This is a genomic window from Streptomyces sp. NPDC059832, from assembly GCF_042731715.1.
GTDB lineage: Bacteria > Actinomycetota > Actinomycetes > Streptomycetales > Streptomycetaceae > Streptomyces.
Window position 1 is genome coordinate 112053 of sequence record NZ_JBHWIY010000001.1, and the last position, 18704, is coordinate 130756.

Annotated in this window: 15 protein-coding genes; 13 read left to right on the forward strand and 2 right to left on the reverse strand. The window is 68.8% G+C overall.

Annotated elements, in window-relative coordinates; all coding sequences use genetic code 11:
- The first annotated feature begins 1224 nt into the window (after window positions 1-1224).
- The 6 genes from ACFV8T_RS00530 to ACFV8T_RS00555 all read left to right on the forward strand — a co-directional run bounded on the left by ACFV8T_RS00530 (window position 1225) and on the right by ACFV8T_RS00555 (window position 9190).
- Window positions 1225-2475, forward strand: coding sequence for a ParA family protein (locus tag ACFV8T_RS00530; protein ID WP_385322942.1), 1251 nt, complete (start codon window positions 1225-1227; stop codon window positions 2473-2475).
- A complete protein-coding gene (locus ACFV8T_RS00535) occupies window positions 2472-3755 on the forward strand; it encodes a ParB/RepB/Spo0J family partition protein (protein WP_385322944.1) in 1284 nt (427 codons plus the stop codon). Before ACFV8T_RS00530 ends, ACFV8T_RS00535 begins: the two co-directional genes overlap by 4 nt.
- A 678-nt stretch (window positions 3756-4433) precedes the next feature.
- Window positions 4434-5546: a bifunctional DNA primase/polymerase gene (locus ACFV8T_RS00540; RefSeq protein ID WP_385322946.1), complete on the forward strand. Its 1113-nt coding sequence runs from the start codon at window positions 4434-4436 to the stop codon at window positions 5544-5546.
- A complete protein-coding gene (locus ACFV8T_RS00545; protein WP_385322948.1) occupies window positions 5543-7075 on the forward strand; it encodes a phage/plasmid primase, P4 family in 1533 nt (510 codons plus the stop codon). Before ACFV8T_RS00540 ends, ACFV8T_RS00545 begins: the two co-directional genes overlap by 4 nt.
- On the forward strand, window positions 7072-7461 hold the full coding sequence (locus ACFV8T_RS00550) for a DUF6009 family protein (RefSeq protein WP_331748648.1): 390 nt from the start codon (window positions 7072-7074) through the stop codon (window positions 7459-7461). The genes ACFV8T_RS00545 and ACFV8T_RS00550 overlap by 4 nt, the downstream gene beginning before the upstream one ends.
- Before the next feature lie 142 nt (window positions 7462-7603).
- Complete coding sequence (locus ACFV8T_RS00555) at window positions 7604-9190, forward strand: FAD-dependent monooxygenase (protein WP_385322950.1); 1587 nt, start codon at window positions 7604-7606, stop codon at window positions 9188-9190.
- Window positions 9191-9216: 26 nt separating this feature from the next.
- Here ACFV8T_RS00555 and ACFV8T_RS00560 read toward each other — a convergent pair whose 3' ends face one another.
- The gene (locus ACFV8T_RS00560) at window positions 9217-9888 is read right to left on the reverse strand and encodes a ScbR family autoregulator-binding transcription factor (protein ID WP_385322952.1); all 672 of its coding nucleotides are present in this window, start codon (window positions 9886-9888) and stop codon (window positions 9217-9219) included.
- Window positions 9889-10016: 128 nt separating this feature from the next.
- Here ACFV8T_RS00560 and ACFV8T_RS00565 point away from each other — a divergent pair, with 128 nt between their 5' ends.
- The gene (locus tag ACFV8T_RS00565; RefSeq protein WP_385322954.1) at window positions 10017-10862 is read left to right on the forward strand and encodes an NAD(P)H-binding protein; all 846 of its coding nucleotides are present in this window, start codon (window positions 10017-10019) and stop codon (window positions 10860-10862) included.
- 95 nt (window positions 10863-10957) lie between these two features.
- Here ACFV8T_RS00565 and ACFV8T_RS00570 read toward each other — a convergent pair whose 3' ends face one another.
- Entirely contained in the window at window positions 10958-11929 is a 972-nt protein-coding gene (locus ACFV8T_RS00570; RefSeq protein WP_385322955.1) for a ScbA/BarX family gamma-butyrolactone biosynthesis protein, read from the reverse strand.
- 460 nt (window positions 11930-12389) lie between these two features.
- On the opposite strand from ACFV8T_RS00570, the gene ACFV8T_RS00575 reads away from it, so the two are divergent.
- The 6 genes from ACFV8T_RS00575 to ACFV8T_RS00600 all read left to right on the forward strand — a co-directional run bounded on the left by ACFV8T_RS00575 (window position 12390) and on the right by ACFV8T_RS00600 (window position 18590).
- A complete protein-coding gene (locus tag ACFV8T_RS00575) occupies window positions 12390-13010 on the forward strand; it encodes a ScbR family autoregulator-binding transcription factor (RefSeq protein ID WP_385322957.1) in 621 nt (206 codons plus the stop codon).
- 439 nt (window positions 13011-13449) lie between these two features.
- The gene (locus ACFV8T_RS00580) at window positions 13450-14283 is read left to right on the forward strand and encodes a BTAD domain-containing putative transcriptional regulator (RefSeq protein WP_385322959.1); all 834 of its coding nucleotides are present in this window, start codon (window positions 13450-13452) and stop codon (window positions 14281-14283) included.
- An 85-nt stretch (window positions 14284-14368) separates the two neighbouring features.
- Window positions 14369-15085 carry a ScbR family autoregulator-binding transcription factor gene (locus ACFV8T_RS00585; RefSeq protein ID WP_385322961.1) on the forward strand — a complete coding sequence of 239 codons (717 nt, stop codon included), beginning with the start codon at window positions 14369-14371 and terminating at the stop codon, window positions 15083-15085.
- Between the two features lie 33 nt (window positions 15086-15118).
- Window positions 15119-15874, forward strand: a complete 756-nt coding sequence (locus ACFV8T_RS00590; RefSeq protein ID WP_385322963.1) for a phosphopantetheine-binding protein — start codon at window positions 15119-15121, stop codon at window positions 15872-15874.
- 32 nt (window positions 15875-15906) lie between these two features.
- Window positions 15907-17769, forward strand: a complete 1863-nt coding sequence (locus ACFV8T_RS00595; protein ID WP_385322965.1) for a beta-ketoacyl synthase N-terminal-like domain-containing protein — start codon at window positions 15907-15909, stop codon at window positions 17767-17769.
- On the forward strand, window positions 17766-18590 hold the full coding sequence (locus tag ACFV8T_RS00600; protein ID WP_385322966.1) for a 4'-phosphopantetheinyl transferase family protein: 825 nt from the start codon (window positions 17766-17768) through the stop codon (window positions 18588-18590). The genes ACFV8T_RS00595 and ACFV8T_RS00600 overlap by 4 nt, the downstream gene beginning before the upstream one ends.
- The last annotated feature ends 114 nt before the right edge of the window (window positions 18591-18704 follow it).

Sequence of the window (18704 nt, forward strand, 5' to 3'; positions counted from 1 at the left end):
GACGCGGCTGGCGCGACGGCGTTTCAGATGTCACTGGACCCTCCTTGTTGCTCAGGCGGTCCGAGGCTATCCCAAAAGTTCGGCTGAGCCTTACTTTTGACGGCTCGACACGCTCCGAGTCACAGAGGTCAACGCGCCCACCTCAAAAGTTCGACTGAGCCGAAGTTTTAGTGCGCGAAAGTGCCGGAAGTTAGGCTCAGCCTAACTTCCGGTGTCAATATTGCGGCACATTTTGTTCGGATCGATTCGGATCGATGCCATTCGTCGGGGCGTTCACCCGGCACCGGCACGCCTCTGACCTGCGGTTTTTCCGGCGTGCTCAGCCGGTTTGAAAAGTTAGGCTGAGCCTTACTTTTCAGGCCAAATGTGCTGGCCAGGTTAACATTTCGACCTACCAAATGTGTCGGCCAGAGCATGATCAACATCGCATATGCGCAGGTCAGCGCTGTTTCGAGGCCCGGCGCCTCTTATAAAAGAAGAACCCGCACCCGACGTTCGGCGTCGCCCTCAGGGCCGGAGTGTGCGTCTGAGTCGGGCGCGCACGTCATCTCGGGCGTCAGTTGGTGTTCCTGGGCGGGCGTCACCGGCTGAAGCCATCTACTCGCCGTACTGAACCTCAGCCGACGAAAGTCAGCCCCGACGAAAGGGTCATGGATCCTGCGGTGGGAGTGCCTACCCGAGCCCCCCACCGTGATCAGCCACTGCACCGTCTTGTCCGACCCGCACTCCCCCGGGCCCGGCTGTCCGCGATGGTTCATCAGCTGACCGCCGGTCAGCTCGGCACCCGCGATGGACAAGATGTCCTGTAGCGAATCCAGTTGCTGCTCTGTGTGGGTTGGGGAGCGGCGGAAGGTATCAGTTGCAAAAGGGGCGCATTTTAGCTGAAGTGGGTACGGATGTATACGGTATTGCCGCTGGTGATTGCCGTGTTCGGCTCGCAGTGACAGTGGCGGTAGCGGTGGGTCCACCATGATGAGCAGTGACACTTCTTCATGAGCCACTCCCCCGGGCCCTGTGTGCATGACATGGGTGCTTCGTGCGGACACGCTGTTTCAAAGGCATCCCTCGGCCTCGGGCCCTGGGATTATCACGGCGTGATAGCTGAGGGGCTCCGGCGGCAGGTGTGTGGGGCTATCACGGCGTGATAGCCCCACACCGAAAAAGGCGACACAGCTAACGTTTCATGCGCTCAATTGATCTATGGCGTTAGTAGAGTGACGAACTATGACGACACCCGACATCAGGGGCGACCGTGAGAAGGTCGTCTCGAAGCTGCCTTCTTGGCTCCGCCAGGAACTCAAGGTCCGCGCCGTTCAACATGGCATCGACATGCAGGACGCTGTCGAAGCCGGCATCACGGCATGGCGCGGTCTCGGATCCAACCTCTCCCCCATCGACACTTCTGGGGCGGAGTCCTTCGCGACATTCCTGCCCGCCCAGCTGTGGACCGGATTCCGCTCGGACTGCAAGCTCCGGGGGGTATCCCTGATCCAGGGTCTGGCCCAGTCCGTACGCGTGTGGCTGGACAGCCATCCCGCTCCCGCGGTGAAGCGTCCCGACATCGTCCGACGCGTCGTCATCTGCAACCAGAAGGGCGGCGTCGGAAAGACCGCCGTCACTGCCGGAACCGGCGAGGCTCTCGCGGAAGACTCCACCGCCCTGGTGCCGGTTCGTGTGTCCAAGCACTTTGCCGCACTCCTCGAAGATGACGAGGAAGCTGCCAATGATCCTCTCGCTCTTGAGGATCTGCCCGGACTCGGGCAACGGGTCCTGCTCGTCGACTTCGACCCTCAGGGGCACCTCACCAAGCAGCTCGGCCACTCCCCCCTCGCCATGGACGGGGACTCCCTCACCAATCACATGGCCGGTGATGGCAAGGGTCCACTGAGCGACCTCATTGTGACGATCGAGGAAGACCGGTTCGGTGGGCGTCTGAATCTTCTGCCCGCCTGCACCGATGCCTTTCTCCTCGATGTACGTCTCGCATCCGTCCGCGCACGCGAAGCGGCCCTCGAACGAGCCCTCTCCGCGGTCGAGCCCGACTACGACGTCATCCTGATCGACTGCCCGCCCAGCCTCGGCCTGAGCATGGACGCCGCCACCTACTACGGGCGCCGCCGCCCGCAGGAAGTGCCCGGCAACTCCGGCGTTCTCATCGTGGTCCAGGCCGAGGACAGCAGTGCCGACGCCTACGAACTGCTCACGTCCCAGATCGAGGACATGCGCAACGACCTTGCGCTCGACGTCGACTACCTCGGCCTTGTCGTCAACCACTACGACGCCCGCCGCGGCTACATCGCCACCTCCTCGCTCCAGTCCTGGATGGCCATAAAGGATCCCCGTGTCGTAGGCGTCATCGGAGACCTCAAGGAACAGAAGGAAGCCGTCCGTGCCAAGCGACCGCTTCTTGCCTACGCACCCCGCTGCGAACAGTCCGTCGCACTCCGCGCCCTCGCCCGGGAGATCAGCAAGTGAGTAAGGCCAAGAACCTCGGAGCAGGCGCCTCTTTCGCCCAGGCCCGCCCCATCAGCGCGCGTCGGGCTGCGATCGGTGCTGCTACGGGCGTGCCGACGGCCGGCGTTCCCGAACCGACCGAGCTCTCTCTGAGCCTCATCAGCCAGAACCCCGACAACCCCCGCGAGGAGCTCCGCGATCTCCAGGGGCTGGCGGAGAGCATCGCGGAGATCGGTCTTGTCAACGCCGTCACGGTGGCCTCCGTCGAGGCCTACCTGGCAGAGCGGCCGGACCGCACGGCCGACCTCGACGAGGGCGCCCGGTACATCGTCATCGACGGTCACCGCCGACTTGCCGCAGCACGTCTCGCCGGAGCTGCGACGATTCGCGTCAGCGTCGACAACGCCCTTGTCTCCACCGACGAGTCGCTTCTCGAAGCGGCCTTCGTCGCCAACGTCCACCGTGACGACATGAACCCCCTGGAGCAGGCGCAGGCCCTGCGCACGCTCGTCGACTTCTACGGCTCCCAGACCAAGGCAGCCAAGAGACTCGGCATCGCCCAGTCGACCATCTCGTCGAAGCTCTCCGTGCTGGACCTCGATCCACAACTCCAAGCGGACCTGCTGGAGGGGCGCCGCACGATCGAGCACGTACGGAATCTCTCCAAGCTCCCGCCCGATGAGCAGCGTCAGCAGGCGGACGCACGGGCTGCCGCAGGTGGCCAGAGGCGTTTGGCAGCGCGTGAAGTATCACGCCGTGATAATCCGGAGAACGGGGGAGTTGAAGAGAGTAGTGGAGTGGAAGGGACCGGAGCCGACGCCGGCACTTCCGACGGCCCGGATACCCCGGATACCCCGGATACCCCGGACAGCCCGGATACCCCGGACAGCCCGGAGGAGCAGCGGACGGGGCTATCACGCCGTGATAATCCGGAGGAGCAGCATGTAGGGCTATCACGGCGTGATAGCCCGGGGGAGCAGCAAGCCGAGCTATCACGCCGTGATAGCTCGGAGGATCGTCAGGCCGAGCTATCACGGCGTGATAGTCCCGGGACGCGGGAATCGGTATCGCCGACGCAGGATGAAGTGCCCAGCCAGCGATCGGAGCAGGCCGGACGACAGGTGGCGCCGACACAGCTGGCCCCGGGGGAGTCCGGCATCGTCGCCCTTGGCAAGGTCACGAAGATGCCCTGGCACGATGGTCATCAGGTTGCCGACCTCGTACTGAGAAAGATGGATGAGGCGCAGCGGAAGATCCTTGTCGACAGAATCCTCGACGAGGGCACCAGCTCGGTTCGGTGAACGGCCCGGTGAGGGCGGGCCGGGGGACTGGCATAGGTTCCCGGCCCGGCCCAGCCGCCGTGGTGGTGGCAACGAGCACGGAACTACGCGCTGCAGCAGGTGTGTTGGCCGCCTGTGCGACGGAACTCCCGTTGTTGTAGGCCCGTATGTCCGTGTCCCTCGGTGGGCGCGATTGGCTGGTATGCGCCAGTGGGGGCGGTGGTGATGGGGAGGCCGCTTGAGTCCGGATCCAGACGGACTTGAACGGTTCGGGCGGTGGGGGAGCGGGTTCAGCGACTGAACGCCAGCGACTGAATGAGTGCTGAGTCGCTTCGGTCATGGAGCTAAAACGGCAGGTCAGGGCGCCAGTCGAGAGAGAACAGCGACTGAAGCGACTCAAGGTTCAGGTATATGGAGACATTCGTGCGTGTGCGTGTGAGCGCGTGTGTGTGTCATATATGGCGAGCTTGAGTCGCTTCAGTCGCTGTTCTGTGTTGCGCAAGCCTTTGACCTGGTGTTCTGTGTGCCTTCGGGCGAGCGACTGAGCGACCGTCAGCCGCTGTGGACTCAGTCGCTCGGTCGCTGGGGCTTCTTGCGGATGCGTACATCCGTTCTGTCTCATGTGCCTCTCCTCTCCCTCAGATTTCGCTAATCTGATTTTGGGAGTTGAGTCGCTTCAGTCGCTGATGGGGGAAGTGAATGGCAGCTGAGCTGCAGGTTTCGCGCAGCGACCCACGGCAGTTCGTGAGATCTGCATCGGTCGCTTCGCAGCCTCTGACAACTGCTTCGTGGTGTGCGCGCCAGGGGTGGCCGGTTCATCCTCTTGCTCCGGGCCGTAAAACGCCTGTGGGCAACTGCGAGGTGTGCCGCGTACAGGGTCATGCCCGAGGGGGGTGCGACTGTATCCGTGCGGGCCGCTGGTGTCATGGGTTTCATGCAGCCACGCTCGATCTTGACCGGATCCGGCAGTGGTGGGGTTCCCGCCCCGACCTCGGGGTGGGTGTTGCCACTGGTCCGGCCGGCCTCGTCGTCATCGATGTCGACGCGCATGCGTGCGAACTCCCCGACCGGGACCGGCTGCTGCCCGGTGTCGGGATCTCCGCCGGGGTCGACCTGACCGGGCTGGCCAATGGCTTCCACACCCTGGGAGTGCTGGCCGCTCTGCGCGGCGCCGCCAGCCCGGCGGACGACGAGTCGACGCTGCGGGTCCGCACCCCGTCCGGAGGCCTGCACGTGTGGTACCGCAATGACGGCGGGCACCACTGGCAGTGCTCCTCCGGGTCGGGCGGCGGCCGGGCCCTCGCCTGGCAGGTCGACGTCCGGGCGCACGGCGGGTACATCGTGGCGCCCGGGACCGTGACCCCCGCGGGGATCTATCGGCCGGTGGGAACCGTCCGGGTGCCTGCTCCGCTGCCCGCCTGGCTCGCCAGGGAGCTGGAGCGCACCGGGCATCTGCCGTCTGCCTCCATGCCGGGGACCCGGCCTGTGCCGCCCCGCGCCCGGCAGGCGGTTCTCGCGGCGGGTGGCGGACGGGGGGCGGGGGAGCGGGTACTGACCGGAGTTCTCGCCGAGGTCACCGCATGCGCGGCCGTATCCGAAGGCGCCGCGTTCTCGGAGAAGTTGAACCGGGCCGCGTACACCGCCGGCGGTCTGGTCGCAGCTGGGCACCTCACCGAGGCCGAGGCCACCCGGGTGCTGCGGGATGCGGCCGAGCAGGCCCGCCCGGGGCAGCAACGGCGATGCCTGGCCATCATCCGGGGCGGGCTGAGCGCGGGTCTGGCACGCCCGCTGTCCCTCGGGGGGCGTGCGTGAGCGTGGACGAGGAAAGAGCACTGTCCGCCTTCGATGTCCAGGCCGTGGCCGCGCAGATCCTTGCGCAGCCCGTCCCGGCACCCCGGCAGAGCGACGAGTCCGCGCGGTACACGGTCGCTGCCGCACCGGAGGGGGACGGCGAGGCGACGGCGGACGGGCTGCTGCCCGACACGCTCACCGACCGCGGCAACGCCAAATTGTTCGTCAAGCTCTATCGCAACGACTACCGGCACGTTCCCGGGATCGGCTGGTACCGATGGGACGGCACCCGCTGGCAGATCGACGAGGACGACACCGTGATGTGGTCGGCGGGCGACCTGGCGGAGTCCATTGCCACCACCGATCCGCGAGGCGTCTGCACTCCGGCCGCGTTGCAGCAGCACCGCCGTCGCACGCTGAGCACCAGTGGGATGAACGCGATGCTGACGCAGGCGAAGTCAGCCCCGGGAATGGTGCTCAACGCGGCGCGGCTGGACGCCGATCCGTACGCGCTGTGCACGCCCGCGGGCGTCGTCGACCTGCGCACCGGACACATCCGTGCCGCAGACCCGACAAAGGACTTCCACTCCCGTTCCACCTCGGCCGCGCCACAGCCGATGCCCACGCCGCGCTGGAACCGATTCCTGACCGATACCTTCGGCGAGGGGCCGGACGGTGCGGAGATGATCGACTTTCTCCAGCTGCTGCTCGGCTACTCCGTCACCGGGGACGTCGGCGCCCAGGTCATGCCGTTCCTGTTCGGCTCCGGGAAGAACGGCAAGTCCGTACTGCTGGACGTCCTGATGAAGCTGCTCGGGGACTACGCGGACGCGGCGCCTCCGGGGTTTCTGATGTCGCGTCCGTACGAAGGCCATCCCACCGATCTGGCCGAACTGCACGGCCGCCGCGTGATCGTGTGCAGCGAGGTCAAGCCGGGGGACCGTTTCGACGAGGCACGGGTCAAGCTGCTCACCGGTGGCGACCGGATCAAGGCGCGCCGGATGCGGCAGGACTTCTTCAGCTTCGAGCCGACGCACAAGATGTGGCTGCTCGGCAACCACCGGCCCGAGGTGGGCACGGGTGGCTTCGCGTTCTGGCGGCGCATGCGGCTGATCCCGTTCGAGCGGGTCGTCTCCGACGATCGCAAGATCGACAACCTGGCGGACATCCTTGTCACCCAGGAAGGTCCGGGCATCCTCAACTGGCTCATCGAAGGCGCCCGTCGCTACCTCGGGGGCGACAAGGACCTCTCGGGTCCCGAGCGGGTCCGCATCGCGACCACGGCGTACGCCGAGACCGAGGACCACACCGGGCGCTTCGTCCACGAGACCTGCCGACTTGAGGCCGATCTGCGCGCCGAGCAAGCGCAGCTATACGCGGCCTACAGAAGCTGGTGCCAGAATGAAGGCGCACCGGCGATATCGTCCCGGGCTTTCGCGGCACGTGTCCGCGAGGTGGTGGGACTGACGTCACCCAAGGAAATGATCCTTTCCAACCAGCGCAAGTACTACCCGGGCATCGGCCTGCTCGCGGACGAGGAGACAGTATGAGTGCCCTCATCGCAGAGGACGAGATCGTCGACGAAATGGACCTGGTCTGGCTGGAGGACATCAGTCGGCTCGACTATGTCCGCCAGAGTCTGGACCGGTTGCCGACCCGGCGCGGCAGACCCGCGTATCACCGTGACGGCCGGATGGTCGGGTACGCCCTGCTGGGGCCGAGAGCCAAGCCGTCCCGCTCCTCAGGCACGTTCAGACGACGGGTGTTCTGGCTGCTGCCGCACGACCGGGACACCGAGCCCGACGGGCTGTACGCGAGGGGGGCGCCGGCGGAGGCCGTGGATGTGCGGACCCTCGCGCCGGGCAGCAAGGGGCACAAGACCGAGCGCTCTGAGGGCGGACCGATGTCGTCCGCGACGCGGGAGCTTCAGCCTTAGCCTCAGGTTGAGCTTCGGCAGTGGTTCCCGCGTCAGTGCCGGGCACGCACTCCGGTCCGGTCGCCATCCCGGTTCCCCTGGAAACAGTCCGTCCGGTATATTTCTTTCAGCGGATGGACCGCAGCCAGGGGGAGGCGTCGCTGTGCAGGGGGAATGTCCGGTACGGGCACAGGTCGTGGTGGTCGGTGGGGGACCGGTCGGCATGCTCGTCGCTGCCGAACTGGCCGGGTACGGAGTCGACACCGTGCTCCTGGAATCCCGGGCCGAGGTGTCCGAGCAGCCCAAGGCGACCACGCTGCACGCCCGAGCGGTGCAGACCCTGGCCCGTCGCGGTCACCTGCCGGGGGAGGGGTACCCGTACACCGACGGCGCGGCGGAGAGCCCGTTCCACTTCGCGGGCCTGCCCGGACTGACCATCACGGTTCCCGCACGCGAACCCGAGCCGATCCTCAAGTGCCCCCAGGTGGAGCTGGAGCGGCACTTCGAGGAGCGGGCGCGGGCCGCCGGGGCATGGATCCTGCGCGAGCACCAGGTGCTTGAGGTCGTCCAGGAGGACGGCGGGGTACGGGTCACGGCCGAGGGGCCGCAGGGGACCGCGGTCTGCTTCGCCGAGTACGTGGTGGGGGCGGACGGCGCCCGCAGCACGGTCCGCGACCAGGCGGCCATCGCCTCCGATACCCACCCGGCGACGGTGTCCGCGCTCATGGGCGCCGTCACGCTCGCGCAGCCGGACGAGCTTCCCAAGGGCTGGCACCGCACCGAGCGCGGCTGGATCGTGGCCAAGCTCGACGCGGAGGGCAGGACACACATCCGCACGCTGAACTGCGACGGTGCCCATCCGGACCGGCAACTGCCGCCCACGTTGGAGGAGTTGCGCCGAGAGGTGTCCTGGATCGCCGGCCGGGACATCGCGATGAACGAGCCGCGCTGGCTCAGCAGGTTCAGCGACTTCGCGCGGCTGGCCCGGACCTTCCGTGCGGGGCGGGTCTTCCTGGTGGGCGACGCGGCGCATGTGCACTTCCCGATCGGTGGACAGGGCCTCAGTACCGGGGTGCTCGACGCCCTGAACCTGAGCTGGAAGCTGGCGCTGGCGGTGCACGGATCGGCGGACGCGGGTCTGCTCGACACCTACGACCTGGAGCGCCGTCCCGTCGCCCGGCGGGTCATCGACCAGACGCAGGCCCAGCTCGCCCTGATGCGGCCCGGCCCCGAACTCGACGCCCTACGAAGGGTGTTCACCGGAGTTCTGTCGGCGGACCGTGAGCACGGGCACCTCGGCGGCATGATCAGCGCACAGGACACGGTGCTTCCGGATCACACCGGGGCATCGGACTCCACCGGGGGATCGGCCCCTGCCAGGGGAGTCTGCCGGGCAACGGGAACGTTTCTCCGTAATGCGGTGCTCAGCACGGCAACCGGCGAGACCGATGTGATCGGGCTGCTGCGCGACGGTCGGCCGCTGCTGCTGCTCCTCGGCGAGGAAGACAGTGGCCACCGCGAGGCGGCACGGGAATGGGCGGGGGTCCTGCATGTGGTCCGTGCCCGGCCCACTCCCGAGGTGCCGCACGACGCGCTGCTGGTGCGGCCCGACGGTTACATCGCCTGGGTGCCGGGCGGCCGTGACCTGACGGAAGTGCTGTCGGCGCACTTCCTCAAGAGCGTCGACAGCAAGAGCGTCGACCACAAGGGAGTTGGCCCCGAGGGCGCCGCTCCTGTGGGGCACCCTTGACGGTGCCCCACAGGAACATCCGGTGCTCAGCCGGTCGCTTCGACGAGGTCCCGCATCTCGGCGGCCTTCACGGCCTCGGCGTAGACCGTGGCTCCACGGCTCTCGGAGAGGTCGAGCGAGGCGAGGACGGACGGCACCACCGCGCTGGGCAGCACGTGACGCATCAGGGCGGAGACCCGCCCCACAAGGTCGCGGTACTCGCAGACGGCCTGCGACATGGACTGGATGCCCGCGAAGGAGCCCACGATGACGTCGGCCGTCTCGGACGGCGAGATGTGGGGCAGCAACTCGCCCTGGGCCTGGGCCTGTTGGAGCAGGTCGAGGCCGACCTCGCCCCAGCGCAGGAACGGGCCGCTCCGGTCGAGGCTCTGCGCCAGCTGGTCCATCGTCAGCCGCACACCGGCGCGCACCATGGGATCGGTCTGCAGTCGGTGGGCCTGCAGCATCACGACGTCCACGATCTCCTGCACCTTGGAGGCGCGGTGCGGAACGATGATCCGCTGGTCCTGCTCGGAGAGGACGCCCTGAGCCAGGTCTTCCTTCGAGTGGAAGTGGAAGTACAGGGCGCCCTTGGTCACTCCCGCCTCGGTGAGGATCTGGGAGATGGTGGCCGCTTGGTACCCATGTTCCTCGAAGATCTTGGCCGCCGCCGAAAGAATTGTCTGACGGGTACGGATGGCTCGTAGCTGCTCAGCCACTTTGCCTCCTCCCTCCTCAGGGTGGTCGAACGTCGGGAGGCCGGTAAAGAAACCGTCCAGTTCGTATCTTACAGGCCGCTTCCTCGTCTGTACCGGCCGGGGAAATGTCAGACAAGAGAGGGAAGTCCATGATTCTTGTCACTGGTGCCACGGGGACCATCGGGCGCGAAGTGGTCCGAAGGGTCCCGGCTGACCTGGCAGTTCGCATCATGGCGAGGGATCCGGGGCGAGTCACGGGTGCGAGTGCGGCGGCCGAGATCGTCCCCGGGGATTTTTCGGATCCGGCTTCGCTGGTGGGTGTTCTGCGTGGGGTTCGCACCGTTTTCCTGGTGACCAATCCCGGCGGGGACGACGACGGGGGCTTCCTCCGGGCCGCTCGGTCGGCGGGCGTGCGGCACGTGGTGAAACTCTCCGCGGCCGCGGTCGCGGACGGCCGGGCCGAGGACCTGATCACCCGGTGGCAGCGCCGCAACGAAGACCTGCTGCGCGGATCCGGTATGGAGTGGACTCTGCTGCGTCCGCGCGCGTTCATGTCCAACGCGCTTTCCTGGGCGGGGTCCATCCGCTCGGACGACGTGGTGCGGGCGCTGTACGGGGCGTCGGCCAACGCCTGCGTAGATCCGCGTGATGTGGCGGAGGTGGCGGTGCGTGCCCTCACCGAGGACGGGCACGCGGGCAGGGTCCACACGCTGACCGGTCCGGAGGCGATCACCGCGGTCGAGCAGACGGCCCAGCTCGCCGAACTGCTGTGCCGTCCGCTCCGGTTCGAGGAACTGGGCCCGGAGCAGGCCCGTACCGCACTGGGCGCACGCTATCCGGCGGACATCGTCGAGGCGCTGCTGGAAAGCGCGGAGCGCGGCCGTGAGGGCTCGAAGGCGGGAGTGGACGGCACGGTCGCCGGTCTGCTCGGCCGGCGGGCCGGAACCTTCCGCGGTTGGGCGAGCGATCACCTGAGTGCCTTCGGACACAGGTGAGGGCATGCGGACATGGCGGCTGCCTGGTGGGGACAGCCGCCGTCCGACGTGGGTAAGACGCCGTCCGTCGCGGATAAGACGCCGTTCGGCACGGGTCAGATGCCGTTCGGCAGGGGCCGGCTACCGTGCGACCCCGCGGTCACCGTGGAGGTGAAGACGAGCGCACCGTCCTGATGGGCGGTCACCAAAACGCTCTGTTCGTCTCCGGGGGTGTCGGACAGCAGGGACGCCTCGATCACGCACGGGGTGTCCAGTTCGACGTACCGCTTGAACTCATTGGCGATGCCGAGCGGGAGGTAGGAGGAGCGGCCGAGGGTCGATGCCGTGGCCTGGCGGGCGGCTTCGATCAGCACCATGCCCGGCACATGATCGACCGCGTGCTCGAAGAGCACCGGGTGCCGTGTGTCCACCCGCAACTGCCAGCAGTTCTGTTCATTCGTGGGGGAGAGCACCACGTCCATGGGCGACATGCGCCCGACGCTCTGCGGGGCCGCCGGGCTGATCAGCGGCAGTTGGTACCAGTTGCCGCCGGGCATGTGCTCGCCGCGCACCCGCCGGTAGACCGCGGGCGCCATGCACGAGAAGGAACCGCCCCCGGTCGCGACGACGTTCCCGTCGCGGTGGAAGACCGCCTCGAAGCGCAGCCCCGACAGGTTCCTGCCACGTCGGTTGATCTCCGTGCAGTCGACGTCGATGCTGAGGGCCGCGGGCTCGTAGCCCATCCGCAGATGCTCCGGACGCACGGCGATGTCGAGGTCCCAGACGAGGAACTGGTGGCCGAAGGGCACACCGAACTCCGCATGTCCCAGGAGGATCCCGATCTGGCGGAGCGTTTCGCAGCCTATGAGCGGATCGTGGTAGCCGTCCGCGACCGGGGTGAAGAAGCTGTGGCCGCGTGGCCATTGGGCGGACATGACGAAGTGGGTGTCGTCCACCCGCTCCCAGTCGGTGAGCATGACCTCCGCGACTGCGGACCGATGTACGAGTTCCTTGGGGACGGTGGTGGTCAGAGTGGTGGGGTAGAACCCGCCGGGCTTGATCGTGGAAGCCTTGGCGTCTCTCGTCATTTCTCTGTCGAACGCTGTTCGCTCGACCTGAAACGTGCTCGCAGACATTGCTCCCCCTGGGCTGGTGCGAGAGGTGTGTTCAGGGCTGTTCCTGGCCTGAAAATACATACCAACCGGTTTAATTTCTAGTGTCTCCGAGTCCTTGTCGCTCAAAAACGGCGGAGGCGTTCATTCCGATTTGCCTGTTCTTGGGGATGGGAGCCAGATCGGCGCGTTTCGGTGCCGAGTTGGCGTCTGCTTCCGGGCCACATGGTTCGAGCGTGACACAAGTCGTCCTCTAGTGGGGTGACTCAAGGTGCGCCCGCAGCGTTCTGGTGGGTGAACCGGCCCCGGCCCCGCTCATGGTCCCGATGTTTGACGGATGAGCAGGAAATCTTTTCAAAAACCGCACGCGCGGTTTGTTATAGTCATGTCTGCCTTTCGGCAAGCACGGCAACCCCCGGCAGTGACGGAGCAGTTGATGGTCAAACAGGAACGCGCGGCGCGTACGCGTGAAACCCTGATCCGGTCCGCGGCCGAGGTCTTCGACCGGGACGGGTTTTCGACGGCGTCACTCACCGCGATCAGCTCACAGGCGGGCGTGAGCAACGGAGCGCTGCACTTTCACTTCGCCAGCAAGGCCGTCCTGGTCGATGTCGTCGAGGAGGAGGCGCTGACCAGGCTGCTGGCCGTCGCGAACGGCGAGCAGCCGCCCGGGGCGAGCCGGGTGCAACTCCTCGTCGACGTCACTCATGCGCTCGCCGACGCCCTGCGCGGCGACGTGGTGCTGCGGGTCGGCTTCGCGCTGAGCGGCGAGACGTCCCGCCCGACCCGGGTGGACCTGCGGCAGCGCTGGGGGTACTGGGTCGAGGAGACGCTGAAGCAGGCCGAGGCCGAAGGTGAACTGCGCCGCGGGGCGGCGGTCCAGGACGTGGTGACCGCTGTGGTGGCCGCGACCGTGGGGTTCGAGGTGCTCGGCGTCCGGGACTCGACATGGCTCTCGGCGTCGACGGTCGCGCGGTTCTGGCGGCTGCTGCTGCCGATGCTCGTGCCGGCGGCGCGTCTCACTGTGATCGACGCCGGGGGAACCCGGCGGCCGTAGCCGTGGTGTGACGGAGCCCCGGCCCTTCGCGTTCTGCGAAGGGCCGGGGCTTTTTCGTGGCCCGACCGGCCAGCGGCCGGGGCTCTTTCGTGGTCCGGCCGGTCAGCGGCTGGTCAGTGGCACGTCGGTGGTCGGTCGGGGCGGGTCGGTGTGACCGGTTGCCGGTTGGACTGTCGCCGGACTGTCCGGCCGACTGCTGATCAAGGAGAAGACCTGCTGGTTTGTTTTGGCGAATTCCTTCCGCTCTGGATGAGGGGTGAGCTGGTCCTCTAGGGAGCTTCCATACCGTCGATACGTAGTAACTGTGCAGTTCAGGGTGGATATTTGAGGAGGAATCAGGCGTTCCGAGGGGACGAACAGTGCGGTCGGTTTTGTGTTGACAAACCGCCTGTCCTGTTTTTTACTGGCCGAGGCTCATCCACGGACAGGGGAGTATGGCGTGGACATCGAAGTACTGGGCACGCTGGCGGTGCGGGAGAACGGGATCTCGATCACGCCCACCGCCGCCAAGCCAAGACAGGTGCTGGCGCTGCTGGCGCTCCATTCCGACCAGGTCGTTCCGGTCTCGGCCCTGATAGAGGAACTGTGGGCGGGAGCCCCGCCGCGCAGCGCCAGGACCACACTGCAGACCTACGTACTACAGCTGCGGGCCCTCATCGCGACCGCCCTGGAACAGGGCCCGGCCGATGGGGAATCGGACCGCGGCACCGCCAAGGATGTGCTTGTCACGCTGCCGGGCGGCTACCTGCTCAACAGTGGCGGCGGCACCAGCGACGTCCGTGAGTTCGACCGGCTCGCCGGCATGGGCTACCGGGCGATGGACGGGGGCGACTTCCCGGGCGCGGCCCGGCAGCTTCGCGAGGCGCTGTCCCTGTGGTCCGGTCCGGCCTTCGCCGACGTGCACGGTGGCATCCAGCTGGACATGGAGACCCAGCGGCTGGAGGAGACCCGGCTGTGCGCGCTCGACCAGCGCATCGAGGCCGATCTGCGGATCGGGCGGCACCGCGAGCTGCTCGCCGAACTGACCGTGCTCGTCAGCCGGTACCGCACCCACGAGAACCTGCACGGACAGTTCATGCTCGCCCTGCACCGCTCCGGCCGCCGGGGCGAGGCCCTCGACGTCTACCAGCGGCTGCGCACCACGCTGGTGCGTGAGCTCGGGCTGGAGCCGTCGGCCGCCCTGCGCAGGCTGCAGCGCTCGATCCTCATGGCCAGCCCCGAGAGCCCGACGACGGCGGAGAGCGGCGCCGAGCGACTCGTACGCGTGGGCTGAGATGGCCGCACGCGACGCCGGGCGCGCGGCCGCGACCCGCCCGGTGGCCCGGACACGTACCCGGACCATGGGCCGAGGAGGCAGCGTGGTGCAGGAGAGGTCGGAGCGGACCCGCAGGAAGCTGGTGCAGGCGGGGGCCGAGATGTTCCACCGCAACGGCTACGCGAACGCGACACTCGGCGAGATCGCCGCGTTCGCCGGTGTGACCAAAGGGGCGCTGTACTTCCATTTCGCCTCCAAGGAGGAACTGGCGGGCGCCGTCCAGCTGCGGGGATGCGCACTGCTGCACGAGTCGGTGCGCGAACTGCGCGCAGCCGGACTCCGCCCGCTCCAGACCCTGGTCGACACGACCCATTGGCTGGCCCTCAATCTGCGCGAGGAACCGTCGATCCCGGCCGGTTTCCGTATCACCAAGGAGTGCGCGGGTCTGCGGGAGGGTGTCACCGACTTCCACCGCGTCTGGCTCGCGGCGGTCTGCGAGTTGTTGTGGCAGGCCCGGGAAGCGGGGGAGCTGCGTACCGGGACCGGCTGGGAGAGCATCGAATCGCTGGTGGCCGCGGCGGCCTGCGGAATCGAGACGCTGGCCGGTACGGGAATGCCCTACGCCGAGCTCCAACGCCGGGTCACCGGGCTGTGGTCGCTGCTGCTGCCGAGCCTGGTGCCCGAGGGCGCGGCGGCGAACTACCGCGCCGGGATGCCGGGAACCGTCCCGCCGTCCCGTCCCGCGGACCATTCCGCGGACGCCCCCTTGGCCGCCTTTGGGGCACCGGTACCGGCCGGGATCACCGGCAGTACCGGGTGAGCGTGTGCCACCGACGGCTTGGAGGAGCCTGCGATGACGATTGAACATCCCGCGGATGTGCTGACGGACCTCATCGGGGTGCTCGGCGACGTCCTGCGGGTCAAGCCGGAGAAGATCGATCCCGACCAGACCTTCCCGTCCCTGGGCCTCGATTCGCTGCTGGTCGTGGAGTTCGTGGCCGTCGTCAACGGACGGTACGGACTCCAGGTGCGCGCGACGGACCTGTACGACTACCCGACCCCGGCGTCCTTCGCCCAGGAGGTCAGGCGGGTGAGGGGCGGCGCGGCCCCCGCTCCTGCCGCGCCGGCCGCGCTCGCCGATCCTCCGGCTGCCGCCTTCGCCGCCGCTCCCGTCGCGGCTGCCATGGCCGCCGCTCCTGGCGCGGCCCCCGCTCCTGACGCGGCGACGCGGATCGCGGAGGTGCTGCGCGAGCAGCTCGCGGCGATCCTGTGCTGTGACGCGTGGGACATCAACACCACCGCCGCCTTCAACGTGCTCGGCATGGACTCCATCGTGGCCGCGGAGTTCATCGCTGCGGTCAACCGCACCTTCGGACTCCGAGAGCGCTCGGTGCTGCTGTACGAACACCCCAACCTGGCCGCCGTGGCGGCGTACATCGCGACCCGCACGGGCGCGTTCGCGCGGGACGCCGGCCCCGTCCGGGCACCGGTCCCGGTGCCCGCCGCACGGCCGCCGTTCCGCGGCGACGTCGACGTCCTGCTGGACGCGATCCGCGACGACCGGCTCACCGTGGACGAGGCAGTCGTGCTGCTCGCCCGCCGTGGCTGAAGCTGTTTCACCCCCATAAGGAGCGCGTCCCGATGGACGAGAAGGAAGTCCTGACCCGGTTCAAGAACGGCCATCTGGACCGGGCCCAGGCGGCCGCGCTGCTGACCGGCGCGATCGGTGCAGTCGGTGTCGCCGCCACCGGTCCGGCGCCGGTGGTCCTCCAACTGCCGGACAACTGGCCTGAGTTGGAAGTCGTAGAGGGGCCGGTCGCCGACCGTGTCGACCCCGCCCCCGTCGAGCCGGTCGTCGAGCCGGTCGCCGTGGTCGGGATGGCCGGGCGCTACCCGGACGCGCCCGATCTCGCCGCCTTCTGGCACCGGGTACGCGCCGGGCACGGCAGCGCCTCGGCGCCGCCGCCCGGACGGCCCGGCGGCGAGATCGGCCACTACCTGGAGCGCGTACAGGACTTCGATCCGGAGTTCTTCGGGATCGACGTGCGCGAGGCTGCCCTGATGGACCCCCAGGAGCGGCTGTTCCTGGAGACCGCGTGGGAGGCCCTTGAGGACGCCGGATGCACCGGCGGCCGGCTGGACGCCCTGACCGCCGCGGACGGGACGCCACGCAGCGTCGGCGTGTTCACCGGAGCCGGGAGCGGTGACTACGCGCTGCTCGCGGCCCGTACGTGGACGCCGGAGCGGCCCCGGCCGATGCCCCGCGGCGGCCGGTGGAGCCTGCCCAACCGGTTCTCCTCGCTGCTCGGTCTCACCGGCCCCAGCCAGTCGGTGGACACCGAGCAGTCCTCCGTGCTCGTTGCTCTCCATCTCGCGCTCGCCGCCCTGCACCGGGGCGAATGCGCCGCCGCGCTCGTGGGTGGCGTCCAGCTGCTCCTGCACCCGTCCAGTCGGCGCCCCGGCGCGGGCGAAGGCGTCGGCGTACTGCTCCTCAAGCCCCTGGCACGGGCCCTGGCCGACGGTGACAGCGTCCACTGCCTGGTCCGCGGCAGCGCCGTGGGCCACGTCGCACCGGACTCCTCGGCCCCGGGCCCCGGCCGCCGGTCCCGGACCACCGGAGCCGACCCGGCGCACGCCGCCGCACAGCGGGTGCCGCAGGCGGCTCTGCGCGCGGCTGGCGTGGACGCCTCGGCCGCCGTCGTACGGGAGGACGCCGGAGCCGTACGCGCGCTCGTCGGCGCGGCCGGCGCGGCCACCGGGGCGGCCTCGCTCACCCGGGCGGTTCTCCAGCTGCGCCACCAGGTACTGGCGCCCGGTCCGCGACGGGCCGAGGCCGAGGCCTGGGAGCGCGAGGACGCGGCGCCCCGCCGTATCGGCGTCGGCGCGCTCGGGGCGGGCGGCGCGGACGCGCACGTGATCCTGGAGGAGTACCTCCCGGCCGGTGGGGACACGGCAGCGGACGTGGATTCGGCGACGGCGACGTGCACGGACACGGCAGTGGACATGGATTCGGCGACGGCCGGGGCCGGTGAGCTGTTCGTCCTGTCCGCTCCCACCCCCGACCATCTGGCCGCCACCGCACAGCGGTTCGCGGAACTGCTCGGCGGTCCGGGGCCGGTGCCGCCGCTCGGGGCGCTCGCGCGGGCTCTGCGGACCGGCCGGTCCGCCATGGACTGCCGGTTCGCGGCCGTCGTCGGCGACACCCGTGAACTGGTGCGGGTTCTGGGGCAGTTCGTGCGGGACGGTGCGCCCTGCGCCGATCTGCGGGACGGCGGTGCCGATCCGCTGGGGCTGGCCGGTGCACCCGAGACGGACGGGTATCTCGCCGCGCTGTGGCAGGCCGGGCGGCTGCACCAGCTGTGCGGCCTGTGGCTGTCCGGGCTCGACGTCGACTGGGCCGCCCTGGAACGGGCCCATGGGGCGGGCGCCGTGGTCGTGCCGCTGCCCGCGTCCGCGTTCCTGCGCGTCCCGCTTTGGCTGGGCGGCGAGGAGGACCCGGCATGACCGTGCTGAGCCCCGGCCGCCCGGCGGAGCCGGGCACATCCGAGCCGGGCCCCGTCAATCTGTGGTTCTGCCCCAACGACGAGCTCACGCCCGGGATCGCCGCCACCCTGGCCTCGCACTGGCTGGACGAGAACGAACAGGAGGTGGCGGGCCGCTTCCTCTTCGAACGCGACCGCCGCCAGTACCTCGTCGCCCACGCCCTGGTGCGCCGGGTGCTGGCACTGGAGACCGGCATCCCCGAGGCCGAGGCGGTCATCTGGCGCTCCTCGCGCGGGCGGCCGTTCATCCAGACGCCCGCCGGAGGCCTGCCGCGTGGCGGTGCCGCACTGGACTTCAACCTCTCGCACGCCAACGCGTACAACCTGCTCGGCGTCTCGCGCGGGCTGCGCATCGGCGTCGACGTCGAGCGGTTGGACCGGGGTGAACGCGGTCTGGACAACATCATCGCCACGTTCTCCCCCGAGGAGCAGACCTGGATCGCCGGTGCGGCCCCCGGGCGGTCGCGGGACCGGCGCGCGCTGCGCCTGTGGACGCTGAAGGAGGCGTACTCCAAGGCGCGCGGGCTGGGGCTCGGACTGCCCTTCGACTCCTTCGCGTTCACCCTGGCCGAGGACCGGGGCGTGCTCGCCTTCCGGCCGCCCGCCGACGACTCGGCCGCGTGCTGGCGGTTCCTGGAGATCGAGCCGGTGCCCGAGGCGCTTGCGGCGGTGGCGGTGGAGGTCGACGCCGGGCACGTGCCGGCCGTCCACCTGCACCACGGGTTCCCCTGGGGCCGCGCCGCACCGCGCCGCCTGGTGCTTCAGGAAACCGTCGGCGTCTGAGGGCCCGGTCTTTCGCGCTGTGGCCGGAACATCACCCCTGTACCCGTGGTGAATACGGTGGCGTATTCCGCTTGAGTAATTCCGAATAGGTGCCGGAAAAGGACTTGAAGGTCG